Annotated in this window: 20 protein-coding genes; 7 read left to right on the forward strand and 13 right to left on the reverse strand. The window is 62.5% G+C overall.

Features of this window, described 5'->3' with window-relative positions; genetic code table 11:
* Positions 1-5 precede the first annotated feature (5 nt).
* Positions 6-617 carry a glutathione S-transferase family protein gene (locus tag B0G62_RS06410; protein ID WP_103703325.1) on the reverse strand — a complete coding sequence of 204 codons (612 nt, stop codon included), beginning with the start codon at positions 615-617 and terminating at the stop codon, positions 6-8.
* Between the two features lie 301 nt (positions 618-918).
* Here B0G62_RS06410 and B0G62_RS32450 point away from each other — a divergent pair, with 301 nt between their 5' ends.
* Both B0G62_RS32450 and B0G62_RS06415 read left to right on the forward strand, forming a co-directional pair.
* Positions 919-1,050 (forward strand): hypothetical protein, encoded by a 132-nt coding sequence (locus B0G62_RS32450; protein WP_279629743.1) that lies wholly within the window; start codon positions 919-921, stop codon positions 1,048-1,050.
* Positions 1,031-1,549: a Fur family transcriptional regulator gene (locus B0G62_RS06415; RefSeq protein ID WP_167401192.1), complete on the forward strand. Its 519-nt coding sequence runs from the start codon at positions 1,031-1,033 to the stop codon at positions 1,547-1,549. Before B0G62_RS32450 ends, B0G62_RS06415 begins: the two co-directional genes overlap by 20 nt.
* Here the strand turns inward: B0G62_RS06415 and B0G62_RS31560 are convergent.
* The gene (locus tag B0G62_RS31560; protein ID WP_167401193.1) at positions 1,546-1,695 is read right to left on the reverse strand and encodes a hypothetical protein; all 150 of its coding nucleotides are present in this window, start codon (positions 1,693-1,695) and stop codon (positions 1,546-1,548) included. The genes B0G62_RS06415 and B0G62_RS31560 overlap by 4 nt on opposite strands.
* Positions 1,696-1,777: 82 nt before the next feature.
* On the opposite strand from B0G62_RS31560, the gene B0G62_RS06420 reads away from it, so the two are divergent.
* The gene (locus tag B0G62_RS06420; protein WP_146055213.1) at positions 1,778-2,146 is read left to right on the forward strand and encodes a Rap1a/Tai family immunity protein; all 369 of its coding nucleotides are present in this window, start codon (positions 1,778-1,780) and stop codon (positions 2,144-2,146) included.
* A gap of 11 nt (positions 2,147-2,157) precedes the next feature.
* Here B0G62_RS06420 and B0G62_RS06425 read toward each other — a convergent pair whose 3' ends face one another.
* Both B0G62_RS06425 and B0G62_RS06430 read right to left on the reverse strand, forming a co-directional pair.
* Complete coding sequence (locus tag B0G62_RS06425) at positions 2,158-2,574, reverse strand: hypothetical protein (RefSeq protein WP_103703328.1); 417 nt, start codon at positions 2,572-2,574, stop codon at positions 2,158-2,160.
* A 146-nt stretch (positions 2,575-2,720) separates the two neighbouring features.
* On the reverse strand, positions 2,721-3,110 hold the full coding sequence (locus B0G62_RS06430) for a hypothetical protein (protein ID WP_103703329.1): 390 nt from the start codon (positions 3,108-3,110) through the stop codon (positions 2,721-2,723).
* Between the two features lie 286 nt (positions 3,111-3,396).
* Here B0G62_RS06430 and B0G62_RS06435 point away from each other — a divergent pair, with 286 nt between their 5' ends.
* The 3 genes from B0G62_RS06435 (at position 3,397) to B0G62_RS06445 (ending at position 7,125) form a co-directional block, all read left to right on the forward strand.
* A complete protein-coding gene (locus B0G62_RS06435) occupies positions 3,397-3,618 on the forward strand; it encodes a hypothetical protein (protein ID WP_103703330.1) in 222 nt (73 codons plus the stop codon).
* A gap of 236 nt (positions 3,619-3,854) precedes the next feature.
* Positions 3,855-5,408 carry a DHA2 family efflux MFS transporter permease subunit gene (locus B0G62_RS06440; RefSeq protein WP_103703331.1) on the forward strand — a complete coding sequence of 518 codons (1,554 nt, stop codon included), beginning with the start codon at positions 3,855-3,857 and terminating at the stop codon, positions 5,406-5,408.
* 550 nt (positions 5,409-5,958) lie between these two features.
* Positions 5,959-7,125, forward strand: a complete 1,167-nt coding sequence (locus tag B0G62_RS06445) for a porin (RefSeq protein WP_103703332.1) — start codon at positions 5,959-5,961, stop codon at positions 7,123-7,125.
* 159 nt (positions 7,126-7,284) lie between these two features.
* On the opposite strand, the gene B0G62_RS06450 is transcribed toward B0G62_RS06445, so the two are convergent.
* Positions 7,285-8,469 carry a polysaccharide pyruvyl transferase family protein gene (locus B0G62_RS06450; RefSeq protein ID WP_103703333.1) on the reverse strand — a complete coding sequence of 395 codons (1,185 nt, stop codon included), beginning with the start codon at positions 8,467-8,469 and terminating at the stop codon, positions 7,285-7,287.
* Positions 8,470-8,600: 131 nt separating this feature from the next.
* On the opposite strand from B0G62_RS06450, the gene B0G62_RS06455 reads away from it, so the two are divergent.
* On the forward strand, positions 8,601-8,999 hold the full coding sequence (locus B0G62_RS06455; RefSeq protein WP_103703334.1) for a PPC domain-containing DNA-binding protein: 399 nt from the start codon (positions 8,601-8,603) through the stop codon (positions 8,997-8,999).
* A 95-nt stretch (positions 9,000-9,094) separates the two neighbouring features.
* Here B0G62_RS06455 and B0G62_RS06460 read toward each other — a convergent pair whose 3' ends face one another.
* The 8 genes from B0G62_RS06460 to B0G62_RS06495 form a co-directional block, all read right to left on the reverse strand.
* Positions 9,095-10,267, reverse strand: coding sequence for a porin (locus B0G62_RS06460; RefSeq protein WP_103703335.1), 1,173 nt, complete (start codon positions 10,265-10,267; stop codon positions 9,095-9,097).
* A 340-nt stretch (positions 10,268-10,607) separates the two neighbouring features.
* Positions 10,608-10,784, reverse strand: coding sequence for a DUF1328 domain-containing protein (locus B0G62_RS06465; RefSeq protein ID WP_103703336.1), 177 nt, complete (start codon positions 10,782-10,784; stop codon positions 10,608-10,610).
* 116 nt (positions 10,785-10,900) lie between these two features.
* Positions 10,901-12,964, reverse strand: a complete 2,064-nt coding sequence (locus B0G62_RS06470) for a glycoside hydrolase family 28 protein (RefSeq protein WP_103703337.1) — start codon at positions 12,962-12,964, stop codon at positions 10,901-10,903.
* 505 nt (positions 12,965-13,469) lie between these two features.
* Positions 13,470-13,766 (reverse strand): YciI family protein, encoded by a 297-nt coding sequence (locus B0G62_RS06475; protein WP_103703338.1) that lies wholly within the window; start codon positions 13,764-13,766, stop codon positions 13,470-13,472.
* A 28-nt stretch (positions 13,767-13,794) separates the two neighbouring features.
* On the reverse strand, positions 13,795-14,079 hold the full coding sequence (catC, locus tag B0G62_RS06480) for a muconolactone Delta-isomerase (protein ID WP_027819040.1): 285 nt from the start codon (positions 14,077-14,079) through the stop codon (positions 13,795-13,797).
* A 37-nt stretch (positions 14,080-14,116) separates the two neighbouring features.
* Entirely contained in the window at positions 14,117-15,442 is a 1,326-nt protein-coding gene (locus B0G62_RS06485; RefSeq protein ID WP_103703339.1) for a short-chain fatty acid transporter, read from the reverse strand.
* Positions 15,443-15,530: 88 nt separating this feature from the next.
* Entirely contained in the window at positions 15,531-16,490 is a 960-nt protein-coding gene (locus B0G62_RS06490; RefSeq protein ID WP_103703340.1) for a 3-hydroxyacyl-CoA dehydrogenase, read from the reverse strand.
* A 2-nt stretch (positions 16,491-16,492) separates the two neighbouring features.
* Complete coding sequence (locus B0G62_RS06495) at positions 16,493-17,194, reverse strand: SDR family oxidoreductase (RefSeq protein ID WP_103703341.1); 702 nt, start codon at positions 17,192-17,194, stop codon at positions 16,493-16,495.
* Between the last annotated feature and the right edge of the window lie 16 nt (positions 17,195-17,210).

Genomic DNA, 17,210 nt, shown 5'->3' on the forward strand with positions numbered 1-17,210 from the left:
CCAGGTCAGGCGCGCAGGCCCACGCGGCTTTGCGGGAACGGCACGAAGCGCGGCAAGGCTTCGATGCGCTTGAGCCACGCCTCGACGTGACGGTACGCGCCGATATCGACATTGCCCTCGGGCGCGTTCGCGGTATAGCTGTACAGCGCGATGTCGGCGATGGTCGGATGCGTGGCCGCGATCCATTCGCGCTGCGCGAGTTCGGCGTCGATGACGGCGAGGCTCGCGTGGGCGCGGGCGATCACTTCATCGGTATCGAACGCGGCGTTGAAGAGCGTGTTGAGCCGTGCCGCGCAGACGCCATAGGCGATCTGGCCCGCCGCGACGGACAGCCAGCGCTGCACCTGCGCCGCGCCCAGCGGCGTTTCGGGCAGCCAGTCGGTGCGTTCGTACTTCTTCGCGAGATAGACCAGGATCGCATTCGAATCGGCGATGACAGTCTCGCCGTCTTCGAGCACCGGCACCTGGCCGAAGCGATTCATCGCGAGAAAGGCGGGCGTCTTGTGTTCGCCGGCGGCAAGATCGACCGGCACGAGTTCGTGCTCGACGCCGAGCAGCGCCAGAAACAGTTGTGCGCGGTGCGAATGACCTGACAGCGGTACGTAATGGAGCTTCATGAGCGGTTTCCTGGGCTGGGTTGAAAACACGGAGGCGACCGTGTTGAGAGGCAGTCTAGGCAAGCGCGTGAGGGAACAGAATCGGCCGCTGTGCGATTTCACTATTGCGCCAACGCGAATGATGGGCGACGCCGCGTTCGCGGCGCCGGTCGTCTCAGCATCATGCGCAATGCATCATGATTGCAAATGATAGTGATTTGCATTTACAATTCGAGCGCCCCGAGACCGGTAACAGCAGATAACAAACAACAAACGCACAAACACGCTGAGACGCTGTCGTGGCCCATAAGCCGGGGAATCGATGCGAGTCAGGTTACAGCGTGTGGCGCTGGGCAACACGCTGCCGTCGGTTTCGGTCAAGGCCGACCGCGAAACGGCCTATGCCCCGCTCAACGGCTATGGAGACAGACGAATTGAAGGATTCCTGCAATAACGATAACCCCGACACGCCCGATGCCGCCGTGTGCGCTTTCCTGCGCGCGAAAGGGCTCAATGTGACGAAAGCGCGGCTGCATGTGCTCGCGTTGCTCAGCGAGTTCGATCGCCCGGTCAATGGCGAAACGCTCTTTCGCCACATCGTCCTGAAGCGCCAGACCATGAGCAAGGCAACGATCTACCGCACGCTCGTGGAGTTTGAAAAGGCTGGCGTGGTGAGCCGTCAGTGGGTTGCGGGGCTGACCGGCGCGCGGGCCGCTTACGTGTCGTTGCAGAAGCTCGGCGGCCCGACGGTCCATCAACTCGTGTGCCGCGATTGCGACCGGCGTCACGTGGTTGCGGACGAAGGCGTGCTGGAGCGGCTTCGTTTTTCGTTGCAGAACGAAGCGGCGCTAAGCAGTCTGCCGCAGCCGCTCACGATCTACTATCAATGCGCGGGCTGTGCCGCTCGCAGCCCGCTCGATCGCGCGGAAGCCATGAAGAGCGCGCGGAATTAACCCCACCCCTTGAACGAAGCCGCTTCCGGCGATTTCAGCCCGTCGGGCAAGTCCAGATTCGGTAAAGGCCGGCCTTCGAGCGTGGCGAGCAGCGCGGGCTTCATCGTCGCGCGTGGATGCTCAGCCGGGGCCGACCCGGACAACATGGTCGGGGCTTGATGGCAAGCAAACCTGCCTGGTAGTCCTGAAGCTATGCTCGCGCCGGCCTTATTCCGGAGTGTAGCCATCGTGAAGAAATCCCTCCTCGCATCCACCGCGCTTGCGCTTGTTCTGTGCGTCGGCAATGCCGTCGCGCAGACGCCTCCCGCGTCGCCGTCGGCAGCGTCCATCGAACAGGGCGACGGTTTCTACGCCGCCTGCCAACAAGAAGAAAATCTCACCGCCTGTGCCATGTATCTGGCTGGCTATTCGAATGGCGCGCTGGTGCAGGCGCTAATCGACCGGCAGCGGCCCCGATACTGCCTGCCACCGAATCTCACGCGCAAGGACCAGTTGCGCGTGGTTCTCGCCTATATGAAGGGGCATTTCGAACTGATGCTCGAACCGACCGGCGCCATCATCTACAAGGCGATGCTCGCCGCTTTCCCCTGCAAATAGTGTTAGGGCTTTCAGATCACCAGATGCTTCGTGATCTGTTCGATGCCACGGCGCATGCGGCTGACCGCTTCCGCTGCGTTGACCACCTTGCTATAGGTTGGGCTGAACTCGGGGCCGCGCGACGCATGGCTCTCGAAGCCGTTGAGGGCGTCGTTGTCGAGCGGGGGCACGATATGGGACCCGCTGTTGAACAGATGCCGCGGCAGATGCGATTCGAGCATCTTGAACAGCGCGGCGAACTCGTCATTTGCGAGGCGCACCTGCTCGTGCAGCAGTTCGAACGCGTCGTTGAGCCTGGGCACCGACGGGGTTGGAATGGGGCTGGCCAGTGTGTCGCTCTGGAGGCCTGCCTGTTGCAGGCGCTCCATCGCAATGGCGGCGGTGATGGTAGGGGCCGCGTGGCGGCCATCGTTTTGAGTAGTGTCCATCGATCAATTCCTGTTGCAAAGGTTCCAGATATTCCGGATGTCGCGACATGAAAGGCGCAGGGCGCATGTCGCGCGGGAGTCTAAGGGCCTTTACTCGCCTTTCATCCTGAAAACAAGGACGAACGCGCAGGAACGTGACCAGGACTTCATGAGCGCCGCACCAGCATGCAGAGATTGCGAAACTCGCGACGCTCTTGTTCATAGCCTGTAAGCGGGGTTTGACACCACCAGTAGCGCTGCCGCAGCCGTGCTTCGTGCGCGAGTTGTTCGGCAGAAGGAACCCAGTAACGGTTGTCAGCCGATCTACCGGCTTCGCGCAGCGCACCGGCCTTGAGCGCCTGCACGAGAACCTCGTTTAGCACCGGGGCGCGGACGCCAAGAAGTTTCCCGAGTTCACGCGCGCTATAACGTACGTCGACTTTCATGACAGCGATGATTTCCGGTATGCCGGGCCCTTTGATTGGGACATCACCGTGCAAGGTTTCGCTGGCGATCGGCTGGATTGGCTTTTCGGCGCTCACGTGCTGGATAGGCATGAATTTCTCCTGCGGTAATCAAATGCAAGGGAATGGAACGGAACGGGTGGCGTCGACTGCAAGGCGCGACGTAGCTCGTGACTATAGGCGTTCAGCCTCTGCACGAAATGACGTGTATCAAGACTCAGGCGGGGTCAATCAGGCAATTGCGCGCGGAATGATCCATACGCTGTATTCACGCATGGGAGAGCTTTAAGAAGGGTTAGATTGGCTGCGCGCGATGCGCGCATACTTGCGGTAAGATGCGCGCTTGAATGGTAGGGCGGCGCTGCCGCAGGGTGCAAAAATGGATCAGAAGAAAGCCGAAAGCCTTCTCGTCGATGCGGACAGGATGGCCGAATTCGTTCTCAAGTGTTTCGATCTCACGCTGGATTCGCAGGCGGGCCGGGATCTCTACGAACGCGCATTTGGAACCTATATCCGCACCGAGGTGGGCGATATGCCAATGGCCGAGATTTACGACGCGCTCAAGACCGAGCCGGTTCTCGATGCGGCGCTGGGCGCGTGACCGAAGCCTGAATCAGCCTGAATAGCAATGCGGATAAAATTCGCGTAGATCGCAGATAATACGGATAACTGATTAATAGGCGTGTCCCCATGTGGCGCGTCGGGTGCACGCTCATTATTGTCGCCGCTGTCAGTCATTGATGCGTGTTTGGACATTGATCTGGGCGCCTTGCTCTGTCAGGCTCCCGGGTTGGCCCGCGCTCTGCCGCCGGTCCCCGTCCATTACACGCGTATTCCATGTCCGCACCGCAACCCCTCGCGCCGCTCAGCGGCGCCAAGCTCGCTATCGGCACCGTCGCCGTGTCGCTGGCGATGTTCATGAACGTGCTTGATTCGTCGATTGCCAATGTCGCGATCCCGACCATCTCGGGCGACCTCGGCGTGTCCGTCGACGAAGGCACGTGGGTCATCACCATCTTCGCGGCGGCCAATGCCGTCTCGATTCCGCTCACTGGCTGGCTCACGCAGCGCTTTGGCACCGTGAAGCTGTTCGTCTCGTCGATCCTGCTGTTCGTGCTTGCCTCCTGGCTGTGCGGCATCGCGCCGAATCTGCCCACGCTGCTGGGCGCGCGGATTCTGCAAGGCGTCGTGGCCGGACCGCTCGCGCCGCTTTCGCAGGCGCTGCTGCTCGGTTCCTGGCCCAAACAGAAGTCATCGACGGCGCTCGCGCTCTGGTCGATGACGGCGCTGGTCGGTCCGATCGCGGGGCCGTCGCTGGGCGGCTGGATCACTTACGACTACAACTGGTCGTGGATTTTCTATATCAACATTCCCGTGGGCCTGTTCGCGGCCGCCGTCACGTGGGCCATCTATCGCGACCGCGAATCGGCTACGCGGCGCATGCCGATCGACGGTGTCGGCCTGTTCCTGCTGGTCGTCTGGGTGGCCTCGCTGCAGATCATGCTCGACAAGGGTAAGGATCTGGCGTGGTTCGATTCGCCGCTGATCGTGGCTCTCGGTCTGGTCGCGCTGGTGGGCTTCGCGTTCTTCATCGTCTGGGAACTGACCGAAGAGAACCCGGTGGTCGATATTCGTCTCTTCACACAGCGCAATTTCGCGGGCGGGACGATTTCGATCTCAGTGGCCTACGGCATGTTCTTCGGCACGCTGGTGCTGTTGCCGCAGTGGATGCAGGGCTATCTCGGCTACCGCGCCGTGGATTCGGGCCTGGCGACCGCGCCGCTCGGCGTGTTTGCCGTGCTGCTCACGCCCGTCATCGGCCGCCTGCTGCCGCGTAGCGATCCACGCTACATCGCGACCGTGGCTTTTATCGGCTTCGCGGTGGTCTTCATGATGCGTACGCAGTTCTATACCGACGTCTCGCATTGGGACATCGTGCTGCCCACGCTGCTGCAGGGCATTCCGATGGCGATGTTCTTCGTGCCGCTCACCTCGATCATTCTCTCGGGCCTGCCGCCCGAGAAGATTCCGGCAGCGGCGGGGCTGTCGAACTTCGCGCGCACGTTCTGCGGCGCGGTGGGCACGTCGCTGATCGGCAACGCCTTCAACGACCGCACGATCCTGCATCACGTGCGCCTCACCGAGCAGGCGAGTCCGACCAACCCGGTGTTCACGCAGCAGATGGATACGGTGCACGGCGCGCTGCATCTGGGCGGCGATTCGGCTTATGCGCTTTTCAACACCTCGGTGGATTCGCAGGCCGCGGTAATGGGCCTGAACGACATTTTCTATATCTCGGCGATCATCTTTATCGCCATCATTCCGCTGATCTGGATTACGCGGCCTTCGCGCAGCGCTGCCGATACATCGAGTGCGGCGGGCGCGCATTAATGCCCGACTTAATGCGGATATTGACACTCAGTCATAACGCGTTACGGTTTGTAAATTAACTGGCGGATTTTTCGTGTGCCGGCGTGCCGATTATGGGTGCGCCGGCTTTTGCATTTGATGGCTTTCGACACCTTCGACACCCTTACGCGGCGCAAATAAAAAGGGGTGACCGCAGACTCGGCCACCCCATTTGTCTTCGGCCACTGTTCCGGAGTGACCTCAGACAACGGAATACTAGCACGGGGGTCTAGTCCTAATTGGCCTTGTTTTGACAATAATCAAATTCACTAACTTGACAACAGCGTCGCGTGATTGCCACACGTGTGTGACATCCCGATGACGGTCTCAGCAAGAATTTTTCCTTTTGAGACAAGGTTTTAAGCGCCAAAAACTGGATATTTCCATATTTCGCAAATATCTGTTCCACCGCGCAAATCATCCGTTTGCACGTCTGTGGCACTTAAACTTCGCCGGAGATTGCGGGACGGGTCCAATACCCGGATCCGTTTCATTGCGATCTGCAAGTCAAGCAAGTTACTTTAGGAAAGTCATGAAGAACACTCTGATCATCGCGGGCGTCCTGAGCGCGTTCGCAGTTTCGGCTCACGCACAAAGCAGCGTCACGCTTTACGGTTCGCTGGATGCGGGTATCGTCTACGCGAACAACGCAGGCGGCCACTCGGCATGGAACCAGGGCAGCGGCTCGCTGTCGGACACGTACTTCGGCCTGAAGGGTAGCGAAGACCTGGGCGGCGGTCTGCATGCGGTCTTCACGTTGGAAAATGGCTTCGACCTGAACAACGGCAAGCAAGCTGAAAGCAACACGATGTTCAACCGCCAGGCGTTCGTCGGTCTGCAAAGCGACCGTTTCGGCACGCTGACGCTGGGCCGCCAGTACGACTCGATGGTTGACTTCCTGTCGCCGCTGTCGGAAGCAGGCGCTGGCTACGGCAACAACCTGGCCGCTCACCCGTTCGACAACGACAACCTTGATCACTCGTTCTCGATCAAGAACGCGGTCAAGTACACGAGCGTCAACTACGCTGGCTTCAAGTTCGGCGGCATGTACGGCTTCAGCAATGACGCTGGCCAGTTCTCGAACAACCGCGCATGGAGCGTCGGTGCTTCGTACAACAACGGCCCGCTGAATGCATCGGCAGCTTACCTGCAGATGAACAACGCGATCAGCCAGTCGAACCAGTCGAGCGGCGCGGTCAACGCAGGCAACAGCAACAACTTCAACCTGACGGCGCAAACGCAGCGCACGATGGGTGCAGGCGTGAACTACACGTACGGCCCGGCAACGGTCGGCTTCGTGTGGACCCACACGCAATACGAAAACCTGCTGGCTGGCTCGCAAAACGGCGCGGCGACGAACTTCGTCGTTCCGACCGGCACGAACCTGCACCTCGACAACTTCGAGCTGAACGGCCGCTACGCACTGACCCCGGCCCTGAGCCTGGACGCATCGTACACGTTCACGGACGGCAAGCTGAAGAGCTCGGCTGGTTCGACCGATCCGAAGTGGCAAACGGCTTCGCTGCAAGCTGACTACTCGCTGTCGAAGCGCACCGACGTGTACGTCGAAGGCGTCTACCAGCACGCTTCGGGTTCGTTCGGCGATGGCCGTGCAAACGTCGCCATGATCAACACGCTGTCGCCGTCGACCACGCAAAACCAGGTCGCTGCAACGGTTGGTCTGCGTCACCGCTTCTAATCGAAGCCTGACTGCTTGATACGCAGTCTGAACAGCGCGCGGCGGATCGGCCGGTTCGCCCGCGCGTTCGCCAGGCTTGCGTCGCAACTGGCCCGTCGTGCGAAATGTGCCCACAAGGCATGTTTCGCCGGCGGGCCGGCTGCGTTTTGAAGCCTTGTTTTATGGGGCCGATGCGTTGAAGGCCGCGCGATAGCGGCGCGCCAGATCGTCTGCCGTGTGGCGCAGCAATGCGGTGTCCGCTTGCAGCGCGGCGCTGATTGCGTCTGCCAGTTCTTCTCCATACGCCGTCGCGGCGATCTCCCGCGGCTCCCATGTCGCCGCAAAGGCGGCCTGCTTGGGCGGCTGCAAATTTTCCTCTGTGTGAACGATGTTGATGCGTGGTCGCGCGAACGCCATGGCCACGATCCTGCCGTGCAGACTGCTGCCGCAGTAGACGCGACTGGACGCGATCAGCGCGCAGATGTCCCAGATGTCGAGCGAAGCGAATAACACGCTCCTTGCGGCCAGGCGCTGCTTCAGACGCGCATGGATAGCGGGATCGTCGTGCCACGGCGCGGCGCCCGCGCGAAACAGCACGATGCCCAAACCATATTCCCTGGCGACCCACGAGAGCGCGCGCGCGAAGACATCGAGCGTGGCGTCGTCGCCGAAACCCGCATCGAACTGAATTGCCGCGTAGCCCTGCGGGAAAGCGTTGGCGATCGCTTGTAGAGGCGCTTGCGTCGCGCGAGCGCGGATGTGGGCTCCGAATAGTTCGGCCACCATCACGGCGGGATCGGGGATGAGTTGCGCGTCGATACCTTGCGCGCGCAGATGAGCGTGTGTCTGGCGGTCTCGCACGCTGACTTCATCCGCTTGCTTGAGCTTGCCGATGACTTCCTCGCGAAAGGACTCGTCGCGACGATCGAGGTCCGCGCCGCCCATCGCGTGAAAGACGACGCGCCATCCGTGTAATAAGGTTTTGGAAAGCAGATACGGCGCACGCGCCGCGATGCCCAGATGATTGCTCGACCACGCGAGCGGATCGGCTTTCCATGCATTTTCCTGTGCGATTAGCGCTTGCACGCGTTCCGCCGGCGCGAGCATGACGGCGGCTTCCCACGCATCGCAGGTCAGGAGTTCGCCGCCTGCGTGAATCAGATCGACCGTTGAAGCGCGAGTGAGGATCTCGCCGATTGCGTGGATTCGATGTCCGCCGAACGCGCGCAGATCGCGCGCGACAAGCCCTGCAAAAAGCATCTTGCGCGGTGCAAGCATGTGCGCGAGCACATGAGGAAACAGCAGGTCGCCGAAATTGTGGCGGTCAAACGCGCCGAATAAAACCGCAGGTCGAGATGAGGGCATGGGCACGCCTCGAAACGTATCGCAGCGCAGGGTAACTGCGCCGATACTACGCCTTCACATCGCGGCCCTGATTGCAAGCCGCCGCGAACGGCCTTAATCTGACCTGCCCGAACCCGCGAGAGGACTGTTCCATGCAGGCGCTCCCCCTGAGATTGCCGCCCGGCGCCGATCTGCGCGATGCGCTCGGCCGGTTGCTTGCGCAGCAGCACGTGGACGCCGCCTGGGTCGTGCAGGGGATCGGCAGTCTGAGTGCGGTGGAATTGCGCTTCGCGGGCGTCGATGCGCCCACGTCGTTGCGCAGCGATTACGAAATTCTCACGCTCGCGGGCTCGCTGTCGCCCGATGGTCCGCATCTGCACATGAGCGTGGCCGATGCGCAGGGCCGCGTGCTGGGCGGTCATGTCGCGCATGGCTGCATCGTGCGCACCACGGCCGAAGTGCTGGTCATGCTGCTGCCGGGCTTTCGCTTCTCGCGCGAGCACGATGCACGGTCGGGTTTTCCCGAGCTAGTCGTGCGCAAGGAAGCATAAAACAAGGGCTAAAACGCAACGCGGCGGCGCGCCGGTCTTCGGGACCGTTCGCACCGCCGCGTTCACTGCATGAATTCAGGCTTGCGCCCGGGACATCAGAACTTCAGGCGCATGCCTGCCGCCACCACGGCCTGCGTGTTGCTCGACGAAGCCGCGAGGTTATAGACCGACGCATTGCCCAGCACCGAGATGCCGTTCGCACCCGAGACGCGCTGGTACACGCCTTCGAGGTACACGTCGGTGCGCTTCGAGAGCGCGTAGTCAGCCTGGAGCATGAACTGGTTCCAGTGCGGCGACGCATTGCCCGACGTGCGGCTCAGCGAACCGTCCGTATAGGTGTACGCGCCGCCCAGGCTGAATTGCGGCGTGAGCTGATAGCGGCCGTTCAGTTCGAAGTTGTTGAACGTGAGATAGTTCGCGTCGAACGTGTTGAGCGAGCCGCCCTGGGCGATTTCCGTCGGCGAGGCGATCATCGTGCGCGTGAACACGAGGCCGACCTTGGCCGCGCCGATCGTATAGCTGCCGCCCGCGCCCAGCGTGCGCGTGCGCTCGGCGACGAACATCGGATCGTTGTCGGTGTTGGCGCCGGCCGACAGTGCGCCGCTCGTGGTCGAGCCCGGCTGGTTGCCCTGGAAGTACGCGACCGCGAGGTTGATCGGGCCGCCATTCCACGACGCGCCGAAGGTGTAGGCGTCGTTCTGCGAGAAGCCGCCGCCTTCGTTGCTGAACGCGAAGGCTGCTTCGGCCTGGAGGCCCGCGTAGGTCGCACTGCGGAACTTGATCGCATTGTTCATGCGCACGTCGTTGTTCAGGTTGTCGTTGTCGAACGGATGCTCGGCGATATTGCCGCCAAAGCCCGAACCCGTCGCCGACATCGGCGCGATCATGTCCACCAGCGCGTCATACTGGCGGCCCAGCGTCACCGTGCCGTACTGATCGCTCGACAGACCCACCCAGGCTTGACGACCGAACAGGTAGCCGCCGTTCGAACCCTTGCCGTTGACGACCGAGAAGCCGTTTTCAAGGTCGAAAATCGCCTTCAGACCGCCGCCCAGATCCTCGGCGCCGCGCAGACCCCAGCGGCTCGTGCTGAGATTGCCGGACTCCACGCCATACGTGGCGCCATGACCCGCCGCCGATTTCTGGTTGCTGATGTAGTCGAGCCCCGCGTCGACGGTGCCGTACAGGGTGACGCTGCTTTGCGCGTGCGCCATCGACGACGCAGCCATGGTGGCGAGCGCGAGAGTATTCAACAACGCTTTTTTCATGTCGATTCCGTAGTAGAAAGATAAGTCACCATGCGTATGGACGAGCGTTTGGTTAGGAGTCCAATTCACATGATTCGCAGCGATGCAGCAGGAACCGGGAATTTAAGGAATTGCCATTACACGTACATGTCGAAAATGGCCTGAAAAATGAAATCTCGTTTAAGTTTCTGACATGAAAAATTTAAGTGCGTGTTAATCGCGGACTGGAGAAATACAATGAAAGGCAAATTGCGCGCTGGCGGACGCCGCGCGGCGGGGAGGAAGCGAGGTCCTGCAAAGTGGCTCAAGTACGCATCGAGGCCGGGCCGGCGCGGCCATCTGGGCAGCGCCGGCCCGCACGCTAATCGACAATCTTCTTCGCGACGAAAACCCCGAGCAGCAGGAACGCGATGCACAGGACGAGGAAGATGAAGAACAGGATCTTGGCGATGGCGGCCGCACCCGCGGCCACGCCTGTGAAGCCGAGCAGGGCCGCAATGACGGCCACGATAGCAAAGAACAGAGCCAGTTTCAGCATTTCGATTTTCTCCTCGCGTGTGGGCGGTGTAAGCCTGCGCCGGAACAGGGCTGATTGGACACGGTAAGGCGCGAGCAAGCGGTGTGCCCGCATCGACTGATGAAGGCCTGCATTGCTCAATGCGCGGCGCGCGCGCCCAGACTGCCGGGGAATGGCACGAATGCAAGGCTGCAATCGACAGGCGGATTCGCCGCGCCGCTTGCCGATTGCGTCAGCGTCACGCTGTTACCCAGCCCCTGTAGCGGCAGGTTCGTGCCGCCCACACCCACGGCGATCTGCGCGTCGGCTGCCGTGATCGACGCTGGCGCGACATCCGCGACCACGTTGTTCAGCGTGATCTGCAGCGGATTGACGACCGGCGGATTCGGCAGACCGGACGTGCCCGCCGACCAGCCCTTGCCCGCAAGGATCGGGCTTGCCGTATTGAAACCCTGGAACGTATAGCCCGACGCATTGACGATGCGAATGCCGTCAAGATTGATATTGCGGAAGTTCGGGTAAAGCCCTGCATTGGTCGTCGGGCTGTAGTAGGGCGAGAAGATCAGCGCCTGCGGACTTAGCGACGCGGTGGGCGCGGCCGTGCGGATGCAGACGTTCCGATAGTTGATGTTGGCGATCAGGCCGCTGCGGCTCCAGTCCGATTTGATGCGCAGACCGTTATCGGTGCCGTCCATCACCAGGTCGTAGACGTTCACATTGCTGACGCTGGGATAGACGCCGTCAACGGCGGTGACGTCCGCGTTGGCGGTCCCATTGTCCGATCCCGCGAATTCGCTGCCGATCGACATGCCGTGGCCTTCGTAGAAGTGGCTGTGCGCGATCGTGACGTTATAGGTGCGGCCATTGACGGCACCCGTGCCGCCCTTGATGGCGATGTTGTCGTCGCCGGTGCGGATCGAGGTGTAGGCGATGAGGATATTGCTCGCGTCGCCGGCGAGCTTGCCGGGGTTGCCCGGATTGCTCGTGATCGGCCCGGAGCTGGCGGGGTCGATGCCGTCGGTGTTCTTCGCGTTGAGCGTGCTGTAGGGTGCGCCGAGGTAATTCGTCATCGACTCGTAGGCGGCGGTCGGCGTGAAGATCTTGACGCCCCATGCGACGAAGCCGTCGGTGCCGCTCGGCACGACGTGGAATTTCGGCGCGTTTTGCAGGGTGATGCGGTAGAGCGTGAAGTTGCGGCCGTTGTTGATCTGGATAAGGCGCGGGTTGTTCTGCGAGGCGTTCTGCACGACGTTGGCTTGCCAGCCGATATCCCACCAGCTCATGGCCGTGCCGTCCGGTCGCTTGAGCAGCGCCGGGTCGCCGGGAATGCTGCTGACGAGCGGACTGCCGCCGCGACCGTCGATGACGCCGTCGCCCATCACGGCGCTGTTACTCGTTTTGGCGGCCGTGATGAGCGCGTTGCAGCCGTTGTCGCTCGACGTAATCAGGCCGCAGCTTGCGGTGCCTTTGGTCTTGTCGTACTGACGCGGATCGCGCGAGGCGAACAGCGTCACGCCGCCGTCGATCCAGAGCGTCACGCCGCTCGGCAGGTTGAGCGGGCCGGACAGGAACGCGTTCGCGCCGCCGGGGCCGGCTATCAGGCGCACGGCCTTGTTGGTGGCGAGGCCGGTGCTCGCGGTGTTCGCGCAACTGGTGAGCGCCGCCTGGATGCGCGAGGTGTCGGGCGCGGTGTTGGCGGCGTCGGCGCTATCGGGCAGCAGGCCGTTGGGTTGCGCGGTGAGGTTCGCGTTCAGCGTCGCACAGATCTGGCTGGCGGCGGGCAACGTGGGCTCGGGCGGCAGTGCGCTGTCCGTGGTGGTCGTGCCGACCGGGAAGCCGGGCGCGGCGGGAGTGGCGCCGCCCGTCGCATCGCTGGCGGGTGTGTCGGGATTAACGGGATTAACGGGGTTGATGGGATTAACGGGTGTAGTGGGCGTAACGGGCGCAGCGGGCGTAACCGCCGTATCGCTTGCGACTTGCGGACTGTCCGCGCTTTGGCTTGCCGATGCGGCCATGGGTGCCGAGGTGGTGTCTTCGACGCTGCCGTTACCCGAGGCGCCCGATCCCGAACCGCCGCATGAGGCAAGCGCGAGCGCGACGGTCATGGCTCCTGCCAGGCCGGGCAGCGTCAACGCGCTCCGCGAGCGCGGCACGTGAGCGTCATCGGGGAAGCTGGAGTCCTTGCCGGAGTGAGGTGCCATGTGTGATCCCTTCGGAGTGCGTGGAACTGCGCGGTGATCGGCAAGCCACTCGTTTGACAATGTGCTTGCCGTCGATACGTTGTCTTACAACGTCGCGTAGTGTAGTGATCCGATGAAGAGACATCCCACCTGGTAGATGCCCTGACAATTTTTCAGGATAACTGACTAAAAGGGACGAAATCCGCGTACTGGAGCAGTTGAATACGGGTTAATCGATCGGACGATCGCGAGTCAAATATTGTCGGATATCAATGCGGGCACGCTATGAGAACGAAAAATCCCGCTGCGATATTGATGCCGAGCAATGAGCATTCACTTCGACGCGCCTGCTCTTGCGCTGACAACGCCGGTCATGAATCGGCACAGACAAGTCGGAAGCCGCATGCGTCTTTATTTGACGGCGCGCAAATTCAGGAAAACGGCCCGTCGCGCTGAAGGGACGCGCGACGGGTCAAAACGGCGCCGCGCAGGGGCGTCGCCGTCCGAGGGAGGGCGGTGCGCCCGCTCAGAGATAGCAGGCGCCGTCGACGTAGGCCTTGCGCCAGCGAACGATGCTCACGCGTTCGAACAGGCCCGCGTGCGAGAACGGGTCCTGCGCGATAAAGGCTTCGGCTTGCTCGCGGGTCTCGACGTCGACGATGTAGATGCCGCCGCCCGCGCTCGATCCGTCATCGTTGAGCTTGGCGCCGCAGGCGAGCAGCAGCGCCTTGTGCTGCGCGAGAAAATCCAGATGCGCGTCGCGTTCTCGTGCGCGCACATGGGCGTGGTCGGGCTTGTCGAATGTCTCGATCAGAAACGGCATGGCTTGCTCCGCGCAGCGTAGGTTCGGTTCAGTTCGGCGCGATCGCGGAAGGATGCTGCGCCAGCGGCGTCACGCTGATCTTCATGAACGGAAACAGCGGCAGCGCTGACAGCAGCGTGTGCAGTTCGTCGTTCGATTCCACGTCGAACACGCTGTAATTCGCGTATTCGCCCGCGACGCGCCACAGATGACGCCATTTGCCTTCGTGCTGGAGCCGCTGCGAAAAGGCCTTTTCCTCGGCCTTGAGTTTATCGGCGTATGCGGCGTCGGTGCCGTGCGGAATCTGCACCTGCATGTGCACGAGATATAGCATGGTTAATCTCCGATGATTGCTGATTTCAGAAAGGCGCTCAACCCCACGCGAGAATCGCGACCGAATAGACGATGCCGATCCAGAACATCATGATGACCGTATAGCCCATGATGTCCTTGAGTTTGAGCTTCGAAAGCGCGAGCGCAGGCAAAATCCAGAACGGCTGGATCAGATCGTTCCATGCGTTGCCGAGCATCACCGCCGTCGACGTATGGCCCACCGATGCGCCGATCGTCTTCGCCGCTTCGATCATGAACGGCCCCTGGATGACCCAGTGGCCGCCGCCCGAAGGCGCGAAGAAGTTAATGACGAACGAGCTGATCAAACCCCAGAACGGCAGCGTCGCGGGCGTCGCCACTTTTACGAAAGCCTCGGAAAACGTATTGACGAGACCCGACGACGCCATGATCGCCATGATGCCCGCGTAGAACGGGTATTGAAGGATGATGCCGCTGATCGTGCGAATGCCTTCGTTGAGCTTCTCAACATAGCGGATCGGCGTGCCGAGCAGCAGGATGCCGAGAAAGAGAATAAAGAAGTTGATGAGGTTCAGGTCGATCGAGCCGCCCTGCACGAAATGCAGCGCCACATAGCCCATGCCGATCGCGCCGATCACATAGCTCAGCACGCGGCTGTTGTTCAGGCGATTGGCGAGCGTCTTGCCATCGTCGATATCGAGAGCGGGTGCGGCCTTGGGGGCTTCTTCCAGCGCGCGGTCGATTTCCTTCACGGGCTGGCCCGCCTTCGGATGTAGCCACGCATTGAGCAGCGGCAGCGTAACGATGGTAACGAGGCTCGTGATGAGCATCGTGGGGGAGAAAATCGTTTCGGAGAGCGGAATAACGCCCATCTGCGCTTCGAGCGGATGACCCTTGGTCGAGATCAGCACGGGAATGCTCGCCGACAACCCGAGCCCATAGAGCGTGAAGCCGCTATACGCCGACGCGATGATGAGCGGGTAGTGCACGCCCTTGACGCGCAGCGCGAGCTTGCGCGCGACGATGCCGCCCACCACGAGGCCGAAGCCCCAGTTCAGATAGCTGCCGACGCCGCCCACCAGCGTGGCGACAATGATGGCCATGCGCGGCGAGTCGACGTGCGAGACGAGGCGGTTGAGAAAGCGGTCGGTGAGCGGCGCGGTGGCGAGCACATAGCCCATGGCGAGAATCACGGCCATCTGCGTCGTGAACGCGAGCAGCGCCCAGAAGCCCTTGCCCCAGCTCGTGGTGAGCGCGGTGATGCTCTGGCCTTGCACGATGACGGCCAGCGCCATGGTGAGCAGGGTGAGGCCGATCGCGAAGACGAAGGGATCGGGCAGATACCGGCGCATCAGCTCGGTAAAGAAGGCAGTGACTCGCTGCATGGTGGTGTCTCTTTCTGGTCTTGATAATTCTTGGGTCTCTCTCGCATCGCGGCGAGCGGGTGTGACGTGCGTGCGATGTGTGCGCGCTTCAGTCGTCCGTGCGTGCGGCGCTTCTGCGGTGCCGCGCGAGTTGCATGAGTTGGCGGTCGCGCCAGGCCACACGCGTGTCCCAACGGTCGAGCGGCAACGCCGCGCGCCGCGCGGCTTCCACTTGCGCGACCAGTTCGGGCGTCCATGGGTCGTGCTGGCCGCGCTCGGCGCCCATGCGTTCGTACGATGGCCCCATCTTCTGCGCATGCGAGGCGATGCCGCCGCGTGTGTTCAGATCGACGGTCTCGAACGGGCCGATCACCGACCAGCGCGGCGCGAGGCCTTCGCGCATCACGGTGTCGATATCGTCCACGGAGGCCACGCCGTCGCGCACGAGACAATAGGCCTCGCGCAGCACGGCGCCTTGCAGGCGGTTGAAAATGAAGCCGGCGACTTCCTTCTTCACGCGCACCGGCATGAGGCCCGCCTCGCCATAAAGCGCGATGGCGCGCGTGGTCGCGGCGGCGGATGTGAAGGGCGCGGGCACGATCTCGACCACGGGCACCAGATAGGGCGGGTTGCCCGGATGCGCAATGAGGCAGCGCGCGTGTCCGGGCAGGCTTTCGTCGACGAATTCCGATGCGGCGAGAAATGACGATGCGCTCGCGAGGATCGCCTGAGGCGGCGCCCATTTATCCAGTTGTGCGAACAGTTCGCGTTTGAGATCGGCGCGCTCGGGGGCGCATTCCTGCACGAGATCGGCATCCTTGGCTGCCGCTTCGAGCGTATCGACGATTTCCACCCGCGCCGCGATTTGCGCGGCGCTTTCGTCGATCAGCGCGAAACGCGTGAGATCGTCGAGCCGTTGTGCGATTTCGCCAGGCGCGGCGGCACGCCGTTGCGCATCGGGATCGAACAGGCGCACGCGCCAGCCCGCGCGCGCGAACACGATCGCGAAGGCTACGCCGATGCTGCCCGCCCCGACAATGCCCGCACGCCGCAATTCGGTGGGTGCCATGATCAGACTCCTGCGACGCCGACCGTCATGCCGCCGCACACATAGAGCACCTGACCCGTGACGAAGCCGCTGCGCGCATCGAGCAGATACGAGGCCGCATGCGAGATATCGTCGGGCGTGCCCACGCGCTTGACCGGCACGGCGTCGATGATGGCCTGGGTGCGCGGCGCGCCGGGCGGGTTGGCGCGGTCGAACAGCTCGGTACGGATCGGGCCGGGGCCGATGGCGTTCGCGGTGATGCCGTGCACGCCCAGTTCCAGGGCCCACACGCGCGTCATGCCGATCAGCGCGGCTTTGGTGGCCGAGTACGCGGTGCGCAGTTCCTTGCCGAGCGCCGCGCGCGACGACATATTGACGATGCGCCCGAAGCCCGCCGCCTTCATGCCCGGCAGCAGCGCCTGCATGCACTGCTGCGCGCAGCGCACGTTGAGCGCCCACGCGAGTTCGAGTTCTTCGAGCGTCTGGTGTTCGGCATCGTTCGGCACCACGATGCCCACGTTGTTGACGAGGCGCGTGATCGGGCCGCCCGCGAGCGCGCGTTCGAGCGCGGCGGCGGTCGCCTGCGTGTCGGCGAGATCGGCGAGGATGCCGTCGCCCACGCGGTCGATCACGACCGCTTCGTAACCGTCCGCCTCGCAGCGTGCGGCGCACGCGGCGCCGATGCCGGCGGCGCCGCCGGTAATCAAAACTCGTTCTTTAGCCATGTCGAAGATACGGATC

Origin of the sequence: Paraburkholderia eburnea, from assembly GCF_002917095.1 — a bacterium.
Classification (GTDB): Bacteria; Pseudomonadota; Gammaproteobacteria; order Burkholderiales; family Burkholderiaceae; genus Paraburkholderia; species Paraburkholderia eburnea.